The following is a 15,396-nucleotide window of genomic DNA, read 5'->3' as shown; positions in this document are numbered from 1 at the left end:
CGGTTCCCCTCACGCTTTCAGCAGTTGACGGCCGACGGGCAATTGCCTCACGCGTTTGCTCGTCGCCGCGAAGATCGCGTTGGTGAGCGCGGGCGCAAGCGCCGCCGTCCCCGGTTCGCCGATTCCGCCGGGCGCTTCCGCGCTCTTGACGATGTGCACGTCGATCGGCGGAGTCTGCGAGAGACGCAACATGCGATAGTCGGTGAAATTGCTCTGCTCGACTCGGCCGTCCTTGATCGTCACCTCGCCGTAGAGCGCCGCCGTGATCGCGAAGATGATGCCGCCCTGGATCTGCGCCTCCACCGTGTTCGGGTTCACTACCATGCCGCAATCGACCGCGCAGACGACGCGGTTCACGGCGACTTCGCCGTTGTCGTCCACCGTCACGTCCGTGACGATCGAGAAGAAGCTGCCGAAAGCGTGCATCACGGAGAGCCCGCGTCCCTGGCCCTTCGGCAGCGCGGTGTTCCAGCCGGCGGCTTTCGTCGCGACGTCGAGCACGTTGCGCGCACGCGGCGACTTGCCGAGCAGGTCCCGCCGGTACGCGGCCGGATCGGCTTTCGCCTGCGCGGCGAGTTCGTCGATGAAGCTCTCCACTACGAAGGTCCCGCGCGTCGGACCGACCCCGCGCCAGAACGCCGTCGGGATGTCGCGCGGTTCCTGCCGCACGTAGTCGACGAGCTGGTTCGGCAGGTCGTAGGGCAAATCGGCGGCAACTTCGACGGCGTCCGGATCGACGCCGTTCTTGATCGCGGGCGGCGCGAAGCGCGCCAGCACCGACGACCCCACGATCCGGTGCTTCCACGCGATCGGCTTGCCGTTCGCATCGAGCCCGGCCGAGATGACGTCGTAGTAATACGGACGGTACATGTCGTGCTGGATGTCCTCCTCGCGCGTGAACGTGACCTTGACCGGCGCATCGACCTGCTTGCCGATCTTCAGCGCCTGCGCGATGAAATCCGTCTCCAGCCGGCGCCCGAAACCGCCGCCGAGCAGGTGGTTGTGGATCGTGATCTTGTCGGCGGGGAGGCCGGTGATTTGCTTCGCCGTATCGACGGCGCGTGTCGGTACCTGCGTGCCCACCCAGATGTCGCACGCATCCGCGCGCACGTGCACCGTGCAGTTGACCGGCTCCATCGTCGCGTGCGCGAGGAACGGCTGCTGGTAGACGGCATCGACGCGCGTCTTCGCATCGCCGAACGCCTTGCTGATGTCACCGTCCTTGCGCGCCACGGCGCCGTCGCGCTTCGAGGCGTTCGCGAGATCGTCGACGATGTGCTGCATCTGCAGCCCCGCGCCCTTGCCCTCGTTCCATGTCACAACGAGCGCCGACGCGCCGCGCTTCGCGGCCCACGTGTGGTCGCCGATGACGGCCACCGCGTTGTCGGCTTTCACGATCTGGGTGACGCCGGGAATTTTCTTCGCGGCGGTATCGTCGACGGAGGCGAGCGTGCCGCCGAACACCGGGCAGTTGACGATCGCCGCGTACTTCATGCCGGGCAGGCGCACGTCGAGGCCGAACACCGCGGTGCCGTCGATTTTTTCCGGCGAATCGATGCGCTTCGCCGCCGTGCCGACCAGCCCGAAGTCCTTCGGGTCCTTGAGCGGCACGTTCTGCGGCGCGGGCAGTTTCGCGGCGGCATCGACGAGTTCACCGTAGCCGATCGAGCGATTGCTCGCCGCGTGCTTCACCTGTCCGCGCTCGGCGTGGCAGCTCGCCGGATCGACCTGCCATTGCTGCGCTGCCGCTGATACGAGCAGCACACGCGCGGTGGCTCCGGCCTTGCGCATCGGCTCCCAGGCATAGCGGATGGACGTCGATCCGCCGGTCAGTTGTCCGCCGAGCAGCGGGTCCTTGAAGAGCTCCTCGTTCGGCGGCGCGTGCGCGACCACGATGCTTTCGAGCGGCACTTCGAGCTCTTCGGCGATCAGCATCGGGATCGACGTGTAGACGCCTTGTCCCATTTCGACCTTCGGGATCACGAGCGTGACCTTGCCCGTGCGGTCGATCTGCACGAACGCGCTCGGCTGAAACACCCCGTCCTGCGGCGTTTCGACGCCGTCGCCGCTAACGACCGACTTCGCCGTTTGCCCCTGGCCGGAAGCGTTGAAGCTGAAGCCGAGCAACAGGCCGCCGCCCGCAGCGGCGCCCACTGTCACACCGAATTTGAGGAATGAGCGGCGAGAGAATCCGCCTGCCGCCGCCTTGCCGTTTTGCGCATCGAGCAATCCCTGCGACATCTCACGCTCCCTTCGCGGCGTGCTTGATCGCCGCGCGGATCCGGTTGTACGTGCCGCAGCGGCAGACGTTGCCGTCCATCGCGGCGTCGATGTCGGCATCGCTCGGGTTCGGATTCGACGCGATCAGCGACGCCGCCGACATCACCTGTCCCGACTGGCAGTAGCCGCACTGGACGACGTCGAGCGCCTTCCACGCGTCCTGGACTTTTTTGCCGGCAGGCGTGTTGCCGACGGCTTCGATCGTCGTCACCTTGCGCTCGCCGATGGCCGCGACCGGCAGCACGCACGAGCGCGCTGCCTCGCCGTCGAGATGGACCGTGCACGCGCCGCACTGCGCGATGCCGCAGCCGAACTTGGTGCCCGTCAGGCCGACGATGTCGCGGAGTGCCCAGAGAAGGGGCATGTCGGGAGGGGCGTCGATGTCGTGGGTTTCGCCATTGACGTTGAGCTTGATCGTCATGTTCAGCTCCGATGTGGGGATTGTTTTTGTGATGTGTGCACGCTGCGCGTCGGCCCTGGCTTGCAAGCCGAAAGGCTTGCAAGCGCTGGCGCGCGGGGCCGCTTCGCGGTCATGAACTCATGCGCGAGGAGACGAACATTTGTACCAGAAGGTGGATTTTTTCGCTTCGACGAGGCGGGGAAGGGCGGCGGGTGTGGGTTGGGGGTGAATCCCTGTTGCGCTAATTCATACCGCAACATCGCCTCGTACGGCGATCCGCCATGGCTGATTGCGACGGGCAGTTTGGCGTCTACGCGTCACGCCGGATCGCGCCCCGCAACGCCCGCGCGCGGCGCGTCGTCCAGATGCGGCGCCGCTTCTTCCTCGGCGCGCCAGCGTTGTCTCGACCGATACATCGTGCGCAGCGCCATGCGCGCCATCTTGACCCAGCCGGACGGCCGCGGGTCCGCGAGCATGCTGAGCGCGCGCGCGTAATCGAGCGTGAGGCCGGGCGTCCAGGCCATCGTCGCGGCGCGCTTTCGGACCTGCGCCGCGACCCACAGTTCGGGCGTCGTGAGAATACGCAGGAACGGCTTCCAGCCCCCGCCCTTGCCCCACACGCGCGCCGACGCGCCTTCGATCGCCGCCTCCAGCGCCCGCGCGACCGTGCTCGAACAGTTCCGGTACGTCAGGTTGTAGGTGGTATCGCGCTGGTAGTTGCGCCAGAAGCGCTCCAGCCGCTGCGGATCGTAGTTGCGGATGCGCACCTGGCGCGTCGACGGACACCATGCCTTCGATTCGGTCGCGTAGTCCGGCTGGAAGATGCCGGGGACGTCGTTATCGCGGGTCGCGCGGAGGATGCGCGAGAACTCCTCGGGCGAGCGCTCGATCTCGACCGCCGGATACAGGCTGATGTAGATGCCCTCGGCCGATTCCAGCGCGGCGTGCCCGGTGGAGATCGCGCCGTGCTTGTCGACAGCGGCGATATAGCGATCGACGATCAACTGGCGGCGCGGCTCCATCTTCGACGTGCCGACCGGTGTCCACACGTGCACCGTCAGCGCGGGCTCGTGCGGCCCGGGCGGCCCGTCCCATTCGGTGGGCGTCGGGGCGTCGGAGGAAGCAGCGGAGGAAGAGATGCCGTCGACCGCCGGATTGGCCGCCATGCGCCGCACGCGCAGCGCGAGCAGGATCATGTTCCAGCCGCCGAAGAAAAGCCCGAAGGCGACGCAATACGCGACGGTTCCCGCATAGTGGTCCGGATACGGCTGATAGAAGAAGATCGCGATGGCGATTTCGAGCGCGCCGCCAGCGATCGCGAGCCGCCAAGTGCGGTAGCGGACCACTTTCGCGGAGATGATCTGGAGCGTGCCATCGGCGAGAAAGAGCGTGCCGAAGATCAGCGAAAGCACGAAGTTGCCATGCTCGCCGCCGACGAGCACGAGCCCCGCCGACAGGCAAAACGTGATGCCTTTCACGTAGCGCAGCGTACGCTGCCCGCCCATGCCGGTCCACGCGACAGCGAGCGTCGCGAGTCCTTCGAGGAGCAGCAGCAGGGCGAACGGCATGATCGGAAAGAAGAGGGCGCCGTCGAGCGCATCGGAAAAGATCACGGCGCCTAGCCCGATGCTGAGGAAGCCGACCGCCATGAGCCCGCGCCAGCGGGTTCGCAGATAATCCACGCCGAGGAGAATCATCATCAAGCGAACCATCGCGCCTCCGTATCGAATCGGCACTGTGTGCGTCGCCAAGCCTGGCGCGGCCTTGCTTTTGCCTGAACAAATGCGCCCGGCTCACTGACTGATCGCTGGGAGTTTAACGCCTAACGCTCCTCGCGGGCCTGCCGCTTCGACGAGCGGGATACAATGCGCGGCGCCGATATCCACCTCACACAAGCCATGACCGATCAAGCCCGGCCGTATCTTCTCGGCCCGCTGTTGAAGAGCGTTTCGCGCTCCTTCTACCTGACGCTGCGCATCCTGCCCGCAGGCATGCGCGACCCGATCGGTCTCGCGTATCTGCTCGCCCGCGCCGCCGATACGATCGCCGACACCTCGCTCGTCGCGCCCGGCCGGCGGCTCGAACTGCTGCTGTCGTTGCGCGCGCGCGTGAACGGCGCCCCGGACGATGCCGCGCTCGACACCGCGATGAACGACGTCGCGCGCCAGCAGACGCAGCCTGACGAAAAGGTCCTGCTCGAATCGCTGCCAGCGGCGCTCGCGGTGCTGTCGAGCTTCGAAGATGCGGATCGGCAAGCGGTACGCGAGATCGTCACCACGCTCACACAAGGCATGGAGTTCGACCTGCGCACGTTCCCCGACGAAACCTCGGGACAGGTCGTCGCGCTGCGCGAATTCGACGAAATGGATCGCTACACGTATCTGGTTGCGGGCTGCGTCGGCGAGTTCTGGACGAAGATGACCTACGCGCACATGCCGGGCACGCTTACGGCCGACCCCGCGACGATGGCGGCGCGCGGCATCCGCTTCGGCAAGGCGCTGCAGATGGTCAATATCCTGCGCGATTGCGGCAAGGATCTGCGCATCGGGCGCTGCTATCTGCCGGACGCGCTGCTCGGGCGATACGGTCTCACCGTACACGATCTGCTCGCACCCGATGCTTCCGAGCGTGCTCGCGGCGTGCTCCTCGATGCGACGCGCATGACGCTCGTCTACTTTCGCGACGCGATCGCCTACACGCTCGCGATTCCCGCGTTTTCAATGCGGCTGCGGCTCGCGTGCCTCTGGCCGATCATGATCGGCATGGAGACGCTTGCGCTCCTCGTCGACAACGAACATTGGCTCGATCCGCAGTGCGTCTCGAAGGTCAAGCGGGGGGACGTGTACCGCGTCATGGCGCTTTCGATGCCGATGGTGGCGTCGGACGCTTTGGTGAAGCGCTGGTTCGAACGGATGCTTGCCAGGATCGAAGCGCGCCTTTGAAAGCAAAAACGTCGAGGCCCGCTTTGCAGCGGGCCTCGACGTCAAAGTAAAGCGGGAAGTGACTTTAAGCCGCCATCACCGAGACGGCCTTGGTCACGAGATACGCTTCCATCGCTTCCGGACCGCCTTCCGAGCCGTAGCCCGAATCCTTCACGCCGCCGAAAGGCATTTCCGGGGACGGCGTCGCGGGCTGGTTGATCCACAGCATGCCGACTTCCATCTGCTGCGAAAGCAGGTGCACGTTGCGGAACGACTTCGTAAACGCGTAGCCCGCAAGACCATACGGCAGACGATTCGCCTCGGCGATCGCTTCTTCCAGCGTATCGAAGCCGCGCACGGCCGCGACCGGGCCGAACGGCTCGTTGTTGAACACATCGGCTTCGAGCGAGACGTTCGTCAGCACGGTCGGCGCGAAGAAGTTGCCCTCCGATCCAACGCGCTCGCCGCCCGTCGCCACCGTCGCGCCGGTCGCGCGCGCGTTGTCGAGCACCTTGCCCATCGCGGCGAGACGGCGCGAGTTGGCGAGCGGCCCGAGCGTCGTGCCTTCGGTCAGGCCGTCACCGACCTTCAGGCTCTCGGCATGCTTGACGAGCGCCTGCACGAACTCCTCGCGGATGCTGTTGTGCACGAGAAAGCGCGTAGGCGAGATGCAGACCTGCCCCGCGTTGCGGAACTTCGCGCCGCCCGATGCCTTCACGGCGAGCGCCACGTCGGCATCTTCGGCGACGATCACCGGCGCGTGACCGCCCAGTTCCATCGTCGCGCGCTTCATGTGCGCGCCCGCGAGCGCGGCGAGCTGCTTGCCGACCGGCGTCGAACCCGTGAACGTCACCTTGCGGATCACCGGATGCGGGATCAGGTAGCCGGAAATCTCAGCCGGATCGCCGAACACGAGACCGACCGTGCCCGCTGGCACGCCCGCTTCGACGAACGCCTGCAACAGCGCCGCCGGCGACGCCGGGGTTTCCTCCGGCGCCTTCACGAGGAACGAGCAGCCGCTGGCAAGCGCCGCGCTCAGCTTGCGCACGATCTGGTTCACCGGAAAATTCCACGGCGTGAAAGCGGCGACCGGGCCGATCGGTTCCTTGATCACGAGCTGCTGCGCCGACAGATTGCGCGACGGCACGATCCGGCCGTACACGCGGCGTCCTTCGTCGGCGAACCATTCGATGATATCGGCGGCGGCGAGCACTTCGACGCGCGCTTCGGCGAACGGCTTGCCCTGTTCCTGCGTCATCAGGCGGGCGATGTCGGCGGCACGTTCGCGCACGAGCGAGGCGGCCTTGCGCATCGTCGTGGCGCGTTCGTTCGCGGGAATCTTGCGCCACGCTTCGAAGCCCTTTTGCGCGGCTTCGAGCGCGCGGTCCAGGTCGGGGATGCCCGCGTGCGCGACTCGGCCGATGGCTTGGCCGGTCGCCGGGTTGATCACGTCGAGCGTCTTGCCGCTCTTGGCGTCGGACAATTCGCCGTTGATCAGGAGCCGGGTGTCTGTGTAACCTGAAGTAGCCATGTTCTTTCCTTATACGGGTGTTGGTCGGTCGGCCGCACGCGCCTGAAAGCGGCCATCGTGCGGCCATCGGAATGCGGAAGCCAGACGACGATCTTATCCGATCGAGCGCAAATCATCAGAACGTGCCGGGGTAGGCGCCGCCGTCGAGCAGCAGGTTCTGGCCGGTCAGATAGCCCGCATGCGCGCTGCACACGAAGGCGCACAGTGCGCCGAATTCGTCGGCGCTGCCGAAGCGGCCCGCCGGGATGCCGCCGCGTTTGGCGTCGAGCACGCTCTGGTAGTCGCGGCCGCCCGCGTTCGCTGCGCTCTGTGTCGAGGCGTGCAGGCGGTCGGTGTCGAAGAGGCCCGGCAGCATGTTGTTGATCGTCACGTTGCGCCTCGCGAGGTCCGGCTTGCGAGCCAGCCCCGCGATGAAGCCGGTCAAGCCGCTGCGCGCGCCGTTCGAGAGGCCGAGCACGTCGATCGGCGACTTAACCGCGCCCGACGTGATGTTGACGACGCGCCCGAAGCCGCGCTCGGCCATCGCGTCGACGGTGGCCTTGATCAGCTCGATCGGCGTGAGCATGTTGGCGTCGAGCGCGGCGAGCCACGCGTTGCGGTCCCAGTCGCGGAAATCGCCCGGCGGCGGGCCGCCCGCGTTGTTCACGAGGATATCGACCTGCGGGCAGGCCGCGAGCGCCGCCGCGCGGCCCGCTTCGGTCGTGATGTCGCCCGCGACGCTTTTTACCGTCACCGACGGATTGACCGCGCGCAACTCTGCGGCCGTGGCTTCGAGCGCTTCCTGGCCGCGCGCGGTGATGACGACGTTAACGCCATCGGCGACGAGCGCGCGCGCGCAGCCCTTGCCGAGACCCTTGCTCGCGGCGCAGACTAGCGCCCAGCGTCCTTCGATTCCGAGGTTCATGCCTGCAAACTCCTGATAGGTGTAGTGCCGTAAAGATTGTGCGGACCGATTTCGCCGATGCTGCGCACGCCCGAGAGTCCCATGCTGACGTCGAGTTCGGCGCGCAGGATTTCCAGCATCCTTGTCACGCCCGCTTCGCCCATCGCGCCGAGCGCGTACATGAACGCGCGGCCGACGAGCGTGCCTTTCGCGCCGAGCGCGAGCGCCTTCATCACGTCCTGGCCGCTGCGGATGCCGCCGTCGAACCAGACTTCGAGCGCGTCGCCGACGGCATCGACGATCGGTGGCAGCGCTTCGATCGATGACGCCGCGCCGTCGAGCTGACGCCCGCCGTGATTGCTCACAACGATCGCGTCCGCCCCGATCGATGCCGCGATGCGCGCGTCGTCGGCATCGAGGATGCCCTTCAGGATCAGCTTGCCGCCCCATTGCCGCCTGATCTCGGCGATGTCGTCCCAGTCGAGCGACGGGTCGAACTGCGACGCGACCCACTTGCTGATCGTGATGACGTCGTCGGCGCCCTTGATGTGGCCCGCGAGATTGCCGAAGGTCTTCGCGCCATGCAGCGCGCGCCATGCCCAGGCGGGTTTCGTCGCGATATCGAGCAGGTTCGCGAGCGTCATGCGCGGCGGCACGGACATGCCGTTCTTCAGGTCCTTGTGGCGCTGGCCGTTGATCTGCAAGTCGAGCGTGACGACGAGCGCCGAGCAGCCCGCCGCCTTCGCACGCTCGATCAGCGACGCGTTGAAGCCGCGGTCGCGCATCACGTAAAGCTGGAACCAGAACGGCTTCGTCGTATGGCGCGCGACGTCCTCGATCGAACAGATGCTGACCGTCGAGAGCGTGAACGGCACGCCGAAGCGCTCCGCCGCGCGCGCCCCGAGGATCTCGCCGTTCGCCCACTGCATGCCGGTGAGGCCGGTCGGCGCGATGGCGACCGGCATCGTCACTGGCGCGCCGAGCATCGTGCTCGCGGTCGAGCGTCCTTCGACATCGATCGCGACCCGCTGGCGCAACTTCAGCGCGGCGAGATCGGCGGTATTCGCGCGATACGTGCTCTCGGTGTACGAGCCGCTATCGACGTAATCGTAGAAGGCTTTTGGCACGCGCCGCTTCGCGAGCACGCGCAGGTCTTCGACACAGGTGATCGGTGTCATGGCTTACGGTGCGTTGGTGGTTGCGGCGTCGAAGAGCGGGTCGCTCGGGGTGTCGTCACTCGCCGCGATCGGCGACTTCACGATGAACAGATACGACATCGCGGAGACGCACGCCACGGCGGCGCTCACGATCAGCGCGTTGACGAACGAATGCGTGCGGTCCACGACGATGCCAGTGATGAGCGGCGCCGCCGATCCCGCGAGAAAGCCGCCGAAGTTCTGGATGCTGCCAAGCGATGCGACCACATGCCGGGGCGCCGCCACGCTCACGAGCGACCACGCGCCGCCCGAGGCGAGGTTGATGAAGAGCATCGCGAGCGAAATGTAGACGACTGCCATCACGGTGCTGCCAGTCAGTGCGGCGGGCACGGTGAAGAGCGCCGCGCCGATGAGGCCAGTGCAGATCGGCCACTTGCGGCTGCCGATCGGCGAGAAGCCGTGGCGCAGCAAGCGATCCGCGATGAAGCCGCTCGACACCATGCCGATCGTGCCGAAGAAGTACGGAATCGATACGACCCAGCCGGTGTTCGCGATCGAGAGGCCGCGTTCGTGTTCGAGATACGCGGGCAGCCACGTCAGATACAGCCACACCATGTAGATCACGCCCATGAAGCCGAACAGCATGCCCCACGTCGTGCGCTGGCCGAAGAGCGCGCGCCATTCGGCACCGCTCAAACTGCGCTTCGCGTTCTGCGTTTCGGCGCCTTGATCGAGGTACGCCTCTTCCTCTCGCGTGAGCTTCACTTCGTTGCGGTCGCGATAGGTCGCGTACCAGCCGAGCGCGACGAGAAAGCCGAGCACGCCCGTCAGGATGAACATGTTGCGCCAGCCGAGCGCGAGCATCAGGCCGGTGAGGATCGGCGGTGCGAGTGCGGGGCCGATCGTGCTCGATGCCACGAAGATGCCGGTCGGCGCGCCGCGGTCCTTCATGTTGAACCATTCGCCGATTACCTTTGCGCCCGCCGGAAACTGCGGCGACTCGCCGATGCCAAGGAACACGCGCGCGATAAAAAATTGCTGCAGCGACGTGACGAAGCCGCCGCACAACTGCGCGACCGACCACGCGCACATGCCGACGCCGAGCATCAGCCGCGCGCCGAAGCGATCGAGCATCACGCCGACGGGCAGTTGCGAAAACGCGTAGGCCATCGAGAACGCGGAGAGCAGCATGCCCATCTCGGAGGCCGAGAGGCTCATTTCGCCGCGAATCATGCTGTTGGCGACCGACAGCGCGCTGCGGTCGAGGTAGTTGATGCAGCCTGCGAGTGTCAGCAGGAAGATCGCGACGCGCTGGGTGCGCCGCAAACGTGGGCTTCTGTTCATTGCTGTCTCCGATATGTTTTTTTCGCCGCGCGATATGTGCTGCGTGCGCGTACGGTGTTGCGCATTACATCGACGCTTCGAGCATCGCCAGATAGTCGTCGGGCGAGGCTTCGTGCGGGTTCGTCTTGTGGCTGTGATCCTTCAGCGCGCCCGCGACGATGCGCGGGAACAACTCGCGCGTCACGCCGAGTTCGCCGAGGCCGCGCGGCAGGCCGAGCGTGGCCGTCATCGCGCGGATCGCGGGGCCGACTTCATCGGCGGAAGCGAGGCCCATCGCCTGAGCGATGCGGTCGAGCTTGCTTTCGTCCTGCATCGACGGCGACGCGCGGTTGAACGCGATCACGGCCGGAAGGAAGATCGCGTTGAGCGTGCCGTGATGCAGGCGCGGATCGATGCCGCCGAGCGAATGGCTCAGGCTATGCACGCAGCCGAGGCCCTTCTGGAACGCGAGTGCACCCTGCATCGACGCGCTCATCATGTTCAGGCGCGCGGTGCGGTCGGCGCCGTCGCGCGTCGCGCGCTCGATGTGCCGCCACGCGCGCCAGAGACCGTCGAGCGCGATGCCGTCGGCGGGCGGGTTGAAAGCGGGCGCCATGAAGGTTTCGAGGCAATGCGCGATCGCGTCCATGCCGGTCGCGGCCGTCATGAGCGGCGGCAGGCCGAGCGTGAGATCCGGGTCGCAGATCGCGACGCGCGGCACGACGAACGGCGAGATCACGCCGACTTTGCGGCCGTCGTCGAGAATCAGGATCGCGCCCCGGCCCACTTCGCTGCCGGTGCCGGCGGTGGTCGGAATCGCGATGACGGGTGCCGTCGCCGATGTGATGCGCGCCGCGCCGCCTTCGATCACCGCGAAGCTTTGCAGCGGGCCGTCGTGCGTGGCGCACACGGCGACGCCTTTCGCGAGGTCGATCGACGAGCCGCCGCCCACCGCGATCACGCCGTCGCATTTGTGCGACCGATACATCGCGACGGCATCGCGCACGACGCTCTCGTTCGGATTCGGCGGCGTGCGGTCGAAGACGGGCACGGGCGCAGGGCTTGCGAGCGTCGCGATGACCTTGTCGAGGATGCCGGCCGCGCGGATGCCCGCATCGGTCACGATCAGCGGCCGGCGGATGCCGATGCGCTCGCATTCGCCGGCCAGCAGCCGGATGGCGCCGCACTCGAACTGGATTTGCGTAATGTAGTTGATGAGGGACATGATCGATGACGGAAAGTTATAGGAGGGCTATGCTGTCGGCTCGCCACTGCAGCGGCCTGTTATGAAATGCTTGTGCCCAAGTATAGGGAGCGTCCCGTCTGAGCGATACTGACAACATTTGATAGCGCTATAACTTTCTCTCAACTCTGATTCAAGAATGACGCCTACGCTCAATTCGATCATCTCCCGCCTGCACGTCAAGCAGTTGCGCCTCCTGATCGCGCTCGGCGAGCATGGCACCCTCCTCGGCGCCGCGAAGCAGCTCGCGCTCACGCAGCCCGGCGCGAGCAAGGCGCTGCACGAGATCGAAACCACCTTCGGCACGCCGCTATTCGTGCGCACGAATCGCGGGCTCGAACCCAATGCGGCGGGACATTGCGTGATCCGCTACGCGCGCCTGATCCAGACCGACCTCGCGCATCTGCGCGAGGAGATCGTCGGCATCATGCGGGGTTTCGGGGGGCGCGTGTCGGTCGGCGTGATCATGGGCGCGGTGCCGCTGCTCACGGATGCGATCACGGCCGTGACGGCGCAGCAGCCGGAGATGTCGGTGGAGATCGTCGAGGATACGAGCGCCACGCTGCTCGGCCTGATCGATGCGGGACGGCTCGATCTCGCCATCTGCCGCACGAGCGTGAGCCAGACGCCGTATCTCTACGACAGCGCCTTCGTGCAGGAGGAAACGCTCGCGGTCATCGCGAATACGGGGCATCCGCTGGCGAAGCGCCGGCGCCTTTCGCTCAAGGATCTCGCTGAGTACCGCTGGGTCGTCTATCGCGCGAACATGCCGATGCGTGTGCTGCTCGAACGCGAATTCCACGACGCGCAACTGCGCTTTCCCGCGCACTTGCTGGAGACGACTTCCGCGTTCGCGACGCTTTCGCTCTTGCAGAAGAACGTGGCGCTGGTGGCGCTGGTATCGATCGATGTCGCGCGGTTTTGCACCGAGCACGGGGTCGCGTGCACGTTGCCGCTGCAACTGTCGTCGCGCAGCGAGCCGTATGAACTCGTGACGCGCCGCGATGCGCCGCTATCACCCGGCGCGCGCCTGCTGATGCAGGAGATCGTCGGCTGAGGCGTGGCTCAAGGCACGCGCCGATAGACGACGTTGCAGCCTGACGCATCGGTGATGACGAGGTTGTCGCCATCGAGCGCGTAGCCATAATCGACGACCGCATCGTTCGCGATCGACAGCGCGAGATGGCCGGGCGACGGCACGCGCCACGTGCCGCCGTCCCACCACGTGAAGGCGCCCGGCGGCTCCGCTTCGCCGAAGTACAATCCGTTCGGTTCGATGCGCAGGCGCGCGGCGTGATGGACCGCGCAATCATCCTTGCGCGCCATCTGCCACACGCCCACGAGTCCCGCATCGGCAGTTGCCATTGCCGCTCCCATGAAAATCAGCGCCGCGACCAGTGCAAACGCTCGCAGACGCGGCGCCAGGCGCTCAGAGCGCATCGACTTCCTTCTTCGCCGCGCCTGACAGGCTCATGCCTTTCGCTTTTGACTTGAGCATCTTGGCGAAACCCTTTGCGGCCCCGCCGCCCTTCGCGTCGCTGTGCATGATCGCCGCGAGCTTGCCGAGTTCGACGCCGCTCATCACGCTGTCGTCGTCGATCAGGGCGGCCACTGCCTTCACATCCGGCTTGCGACGGCCGAAGCGCCGCCCGACGCGCTTCGCCTCGACCGCCGCGAAATGCGGCCGCAGCACCGGGCACGCGAGCGCGGTCTGGATCGCCGCGATGCCGTCCGTCAGATGATCGCCACCGAGGGCGAGCACCAGATGCGCATCGGGCGTGGCGAGCACGGCGTGCGCTGCGGCGGCGTGGTTCGCGTCGGCGGCGCCTGTCACCATGACGGTCGCGCGGCCCTCGACGTGCGCGATCATCTCCTCGGTGTCCCAATGTACCTCGACGCGGACCGCGTGCACGCCCGGCACGGCGAAGAGCGCGCCTTCTGCACCGCGCATCAGCGTCATCGATTCCTCCATCGACTCGCCCGGCTGCAGCACCCTGAACGCGTGGTCCTCGATGCAATGCACCACCGTGCGGAACGAGCGCATGCTGCCCGTCGGATCGACGACTTCGCCGCTCACGAATTCGCCCTTGAGCGTGAGATCGGCGGGCACGCGCATTGGCTGCGCGCCGCGGTTCACGAGTTCGATGCCCACGCGCACGGGCGCGCCGATCGGCACCTCGCCGAGCAGTGGCGTGACGACGAGCGCGAGGCCCTCGACCTCGACTTCGAGATCGGTCGGCGTAATCGTGGGCGCGGTGGTCGATGCGCCGCCGAATGCGACCGCGCCGGGACGCACGAAGGGATCGGGATAGTGCCGTAACTGCTTCAGGTTGTCCGTGTGATACGACCACTGGATATTCGCCGGAAACGGACTGGACGGCGTGCCGGCTGCCGCGATCACGTCGCTCGTGCACATGAAGCCGTGGTCGGCGAAGTTGTGGACGAGCCCCATCGCGTGCCCGATCTCGTGGACCGCGGTGCGGAAGTAGGGCGCGGCGGCCGTGCCGAATCGCTGGCCGCCGACGGTGCCCCAGCTCGGATCGATCGTCCAGTGCGACGCGATACCGATGCCCTCGCGCGGCACGTTGTTCGAGTCGGTGCCGGCTGCGTCGTACATGATGCCGCGCGGCGTCGAGTCAATGTTCTTCACCGCGAGCACGTGATAGCGCCATTCGCTGTCGAGGCTCGTGGCGTCACGGCGCGCGAGCATCGCCGCGTGCATCTCCGCATCGGACCAGGAATCGCCGCTCGGCTCGGCGACGTTCGTGTCGCTCAGCTTCACGTCGACTTGCCAGCCGAGCTCGTCCATCACGGTCTGCCAGGTGCGGCTCGCGCCGTCGGTGGTCGGCTGCTCGGAGCCGCTCACGGTATCGATTTCCACCGTGCATCGGCGGTAGTACGGCGTGAGCCAGCCCATCGTGAGACGCCCGGTCACGACGCCGAATGCGTTCTTCACGTCGCCTTCCGCATAGTCCGACGGCGACGGGTAGCCGCTCGGCGCGGCCATGCGGATCATTCGCGCGCTCAGCGTCGATTCGAGCGCCCAGCTATTGGGCGCGGTGAAGCGCCACAACTCGAAGCCGAGCGTGAAGCCCGTGCCGCGATAAAAGAACTCGGGCAGCGTCGTGACGCGCACGTAGTAGCGATAGCGCGAGCGCCGCAGGATCGGGATGCCGTTGGCCGGGTTCGGTCCGCCAAAGAGGAACGGCCGCACACCGGCGAGGTTCTGCGGCGATGCCGCATCGCGTAGTCCCGGAGGGCCAGGCGGGAGAGGCGGGATCGGCACGGGGACGAGCGGCGGCACGGGAAAGAGCGGCGGCACGGTCAAAATGCGCACCGGCCGCTGATAGAGATCGCCGCTCGCGGTACGCCCGGCGCTGTGGCATTCGACGCGCAACGTGCCGTCGTACACGACGAGCGGCGCGCCCGCCGGGCTGTAGTTCAGGAGCCAGCAGCCGCAGCGGATCGTGCGGAATTGCAGTAACGGTGGCTGCAGCCCGCCGCCGGGGGTGATGCCCGTCGATATGCCGGGCGGAATCGTGATGCGCAGATCGCCGGCGGCGTCGGCTTCTTCGGAGGGCGGGATGTAGTCGGGAAGTGGGGGAAACAAGGCGGCCATCGTGGTACTCCGCTTGGGTTGCGGGTCGGCGCAGGTGTC

At 66.7% G+C, this 15,396-nt stretch carries 12 protein-coding genes; 2 read left to right on the top strand and 10 right to left on the bottom strand.

What is annotated here, in order from left to right; translation table 11 throughout:
- Positions 1-9: 9 nt before the first annotated feature.
- The 3 genes from AWB67_RS03660 to AWB67_RS03650 form a co-directional block, all read right to left on the bottom strand.
- Positions 10-2,241 (bottom strand): xanthine dehydrogenase family protein molybdopterin-binding subunit, encoded by a 2,232-nt coding sequence (locus tag AWB67_RS03660; RefSeq protein WP_087654874.1) that lies wholly within the window; start codon positions 2,239-2,241, stop codon positions 10-12.
- A 1-nt stretch (position 2,242) separates the two neighbouring features.
- Positions 2,243-2,701 (bottom strand): (2Fe-2S)-binding protein, encoded by a 459-nt coding sequence (locus AWB67_RS03655; RefSeq protein ID WP_087654873.1) that lies wholly within the window; start codon positions 2,699-2,701, stop codon positions 2,243-2,245.
- 296 nt (positions 2,702-2,997) lie between these two features.
- Entirely contained in the window at positions 2,998-4,392 is a 1,395-nt protein-coding gene (locus AWB67_RS03650) for an HdeD family acid-resistance protein (protein WP_087654872.1), read from the bottom strand.
- 186 nt (positions 4,393-4,578) lie between these two features.
- On the opposite strand from AWB67_RS03650, the gene AWB67_RS03645 reads away from it, so the two are divergent.
- Positions 4,579-5,622, top strand: coding sequence for a phytoene/squalene synthase family protein (locus tag AWB67_RS03645; RefSeq protein ID WP_087655046.1), 1,044 nt, complete (start codon positions 4,579-4,581; stop codon positions 5,620-5,622).
- Positions 5,623-5,686: 64 nt separating this feature from the next.
- Here AWB67_RS03645 and AWB67_RS03640 read toward each other — a convergent pair whose 3' ends face one another.
- From AWB67_RS03640 to gbd, 5 genes are all read right to left on the bottom strand, one after another.
- Positions 5,687-7,132, bottom strand: a complete 1,446-nt coding sequence (locus AWB67_RS03640; RefSeq protein ID WP_087654871.1) for an NAD-dependent succinate-semialdehyde dehydrogenase — start codon at positions 7,130-7,132, stop codon at positions 5,687-5,689.
- A 115-nt stretch (positions 7,133-7,247) separates the two neighbouring features.
- Positions 7,248-8,036, bottom strand: a complete 789-nt coding sequence (locus tag AWB67_RS03635; RefSeq protein ID WP_087654870.1) for an SDR family oxidoreductase — start codon at positions 8,034-8,036, stop codon at positions 7,248-7,250.
- Entirely contained in the window at positions 8,033-9,193 is a 1,161-nt protein-coding gene (locus AWB67_RS03630; RefSeq protein ID WP_087654869.1) for an alpha-hydroxy acid oxidase, read from the bottom strand. The genes AWB67_RS03635 and AWB67_RS03630 overlap by 4 nt, the downstream gene beginning before the upstream one ends.
- A gap of 3 nt (positions 9,194-9,196) precedes the next feature.
- A complete protein-coding gene (locus AWB67_RS03625; protein ID WP_087654868.1) occupies positions 9,197-10,516 on the bottom strand; it encodes an MFS transporter in 1,320 nt (439 codons plus the stop codon).
- A 64-nt stretch (positions 10,517-10,580) separates the two neighbouring features.
- Positions 10,581-11,720 (bottom strand): 4-hydroxybutyrate dehydrogenase, encoded by a 1,140-nt coding sequence (gene gbd / locus AWB67_RS03620; protein ID WP_087654867.1) that lies wholly within the window; start codon positions 11,718-11,720, stop codon positions 10,581-10,583.
- A 157-nt stretch (positions 11,721-11,877) separates the two neighbouring features.
- On the opposite strand from gbd, the gene AWB67_RS03615 reads away from it, so the two are divergent.
- Entirely contained in the window at positions 11,878-12,795 is a 918-nt protein-coding gene (locus tag AWB67_RS03615) for a LysR family transcriptional regulator (RefSeq protein WP_087654866.1), read from the top strand.
- A gap of 8 nt (positions 12,796-12,803) precedes the next feature.
- On the opposite strand, the gene AWB67_RS03610 is transcribed toward AWB67_RS03615, so the two are convergent.
- Both AWB67_RS03610 and AWB67_RS03605 read right to left on the bottom strand, forming a co-directional pair.
- Entirely contained in the window at positions 12,804-13,178 is a 375-nt protein-coding gene (locus AWB67_RS03610) for a hypothetical protein (RefSeq protein ID WP_087654865.1), read from the bottom strand.
- Positions 13,168-15,357 (bottom strand): zinc metalloprotease, encoded by a 2,190-nt coding sequence (locus AWB67_RS03605; protein ID WP_235025019.1) that lies wholly within the window; start codon positions 15,355-15,357, stop codon positions 13,168-13,170. The genes AWB67_RS03610 and AWB67_RS03605 overlap by 11 nt, the downstream gene beginning before the upstream one ends.
- Positions 15,358-15,396: the final 39 nt, after the last annotated feature.

Origin of the sequence: Caballeronia terrestris (assembly GCF_001544515.1) — a bacterium.
GTDB classification, from domain to species: domain Bacteria; phylum Pseudomonadota; class Gammaproteobacteria; order Burkholderiales; family Burkholderiaceae; genus Caballeronia; species Caballeronia terrestris.
Note: the sequence above shows the minus strand (reverse complement) of the source record. Positions and strands in the feature narration are given on the sequence as shown.

Excerpts from the sequence above, each read along its gene's own strand:
- AWB67_RS03660 (WP_087654874.1), bottom strand. The coding sequence starts at position 2,241 with ATGTCGCAGGGATTGCTCGATGCGCAAAACGGCAAGGCGGCGGCAGGC.
- AWB67_RS03655 (WP_087654873.1), bottom strand. The coding sequence starts at position 2,701 with ATGACGATCAAGCTCAACGTCAATGGCGAAACCCACGACATCGACGCC.
- AWB67_RS03650 (WP_087654872.1), bottom strand. The coding sequence starts at position 4,392 with ATGGTTCGCTTGATGATGATTCTCCTCGGCGTGGATTATCTGCGAACC.
- AWB67_RS03645 (WP_087655046.1), top strand. The coding sequence starts at position 4,579 with ATGACCGATCAAGCCCGGCCGTATCTTCTCGGCCCGCTGTTGAAGAGC.
- AWB67_RS03640 (WP_087654871.1), bottom strand. The coding sequence starts at position 7,132 with ATGGCTACTTCAGGTTACACAGACACCCGGCTCCTGATCAACGGCGAA.
- AWB67_RS03635 (WP_087654870.1), bottom strand. The coding sequence starts at position 8,036 with ATGAACCTCGGAATCGAAGGACGCTGGGCGCTAGTCTGCGCCGCGAGC.
- AWB67_RS03630 (WP_087654869.1), bottom strand. The coding sequence starts at position 9,193 with ATGACACCGATCACCTGTGTCGAAGACCTGCGCGTGCTCGCGAAGCGG.
- AWB67_RS03625 (WP_087654868.1), bottom strand. The coding sequence starts at position 10,516 with ATGAACAGAAGCCCACGTTTGCGGCGCACCCAGCGCGTCGCGATCTTC.
- gbd (WP_087654867.1), bottom strand. The coding sequence starts at position 11,720 with ATGTCCCTCATCAACTACATTACGCAAATCCAGTTCGAGTGCGGCGCC.
- AWB67_RS03615 (WP_087654866.1), top strand. The coding sequence starts at position 11,878 with ATGACGCCTACGCTCAATTCGATCATCTCCCGCCTGCACGTCAAGCAG.
- AWB67_RS03610 (WP_087654865.1), bottom strand. The coding sequence starts at position 13,178 with ATGCGCTCTGAGCGCCTGGCGCCGCGTCTGCGAGCGTTTGCACTGGTC.
- AWB67_RS03605 (WP_235025019.1), bottom strand. The coding sequence starts at position 15,357 with ATGGCCGCCTTGTTTCCCCCACTTCCCGACTACATCCCGCCCTCCGAA.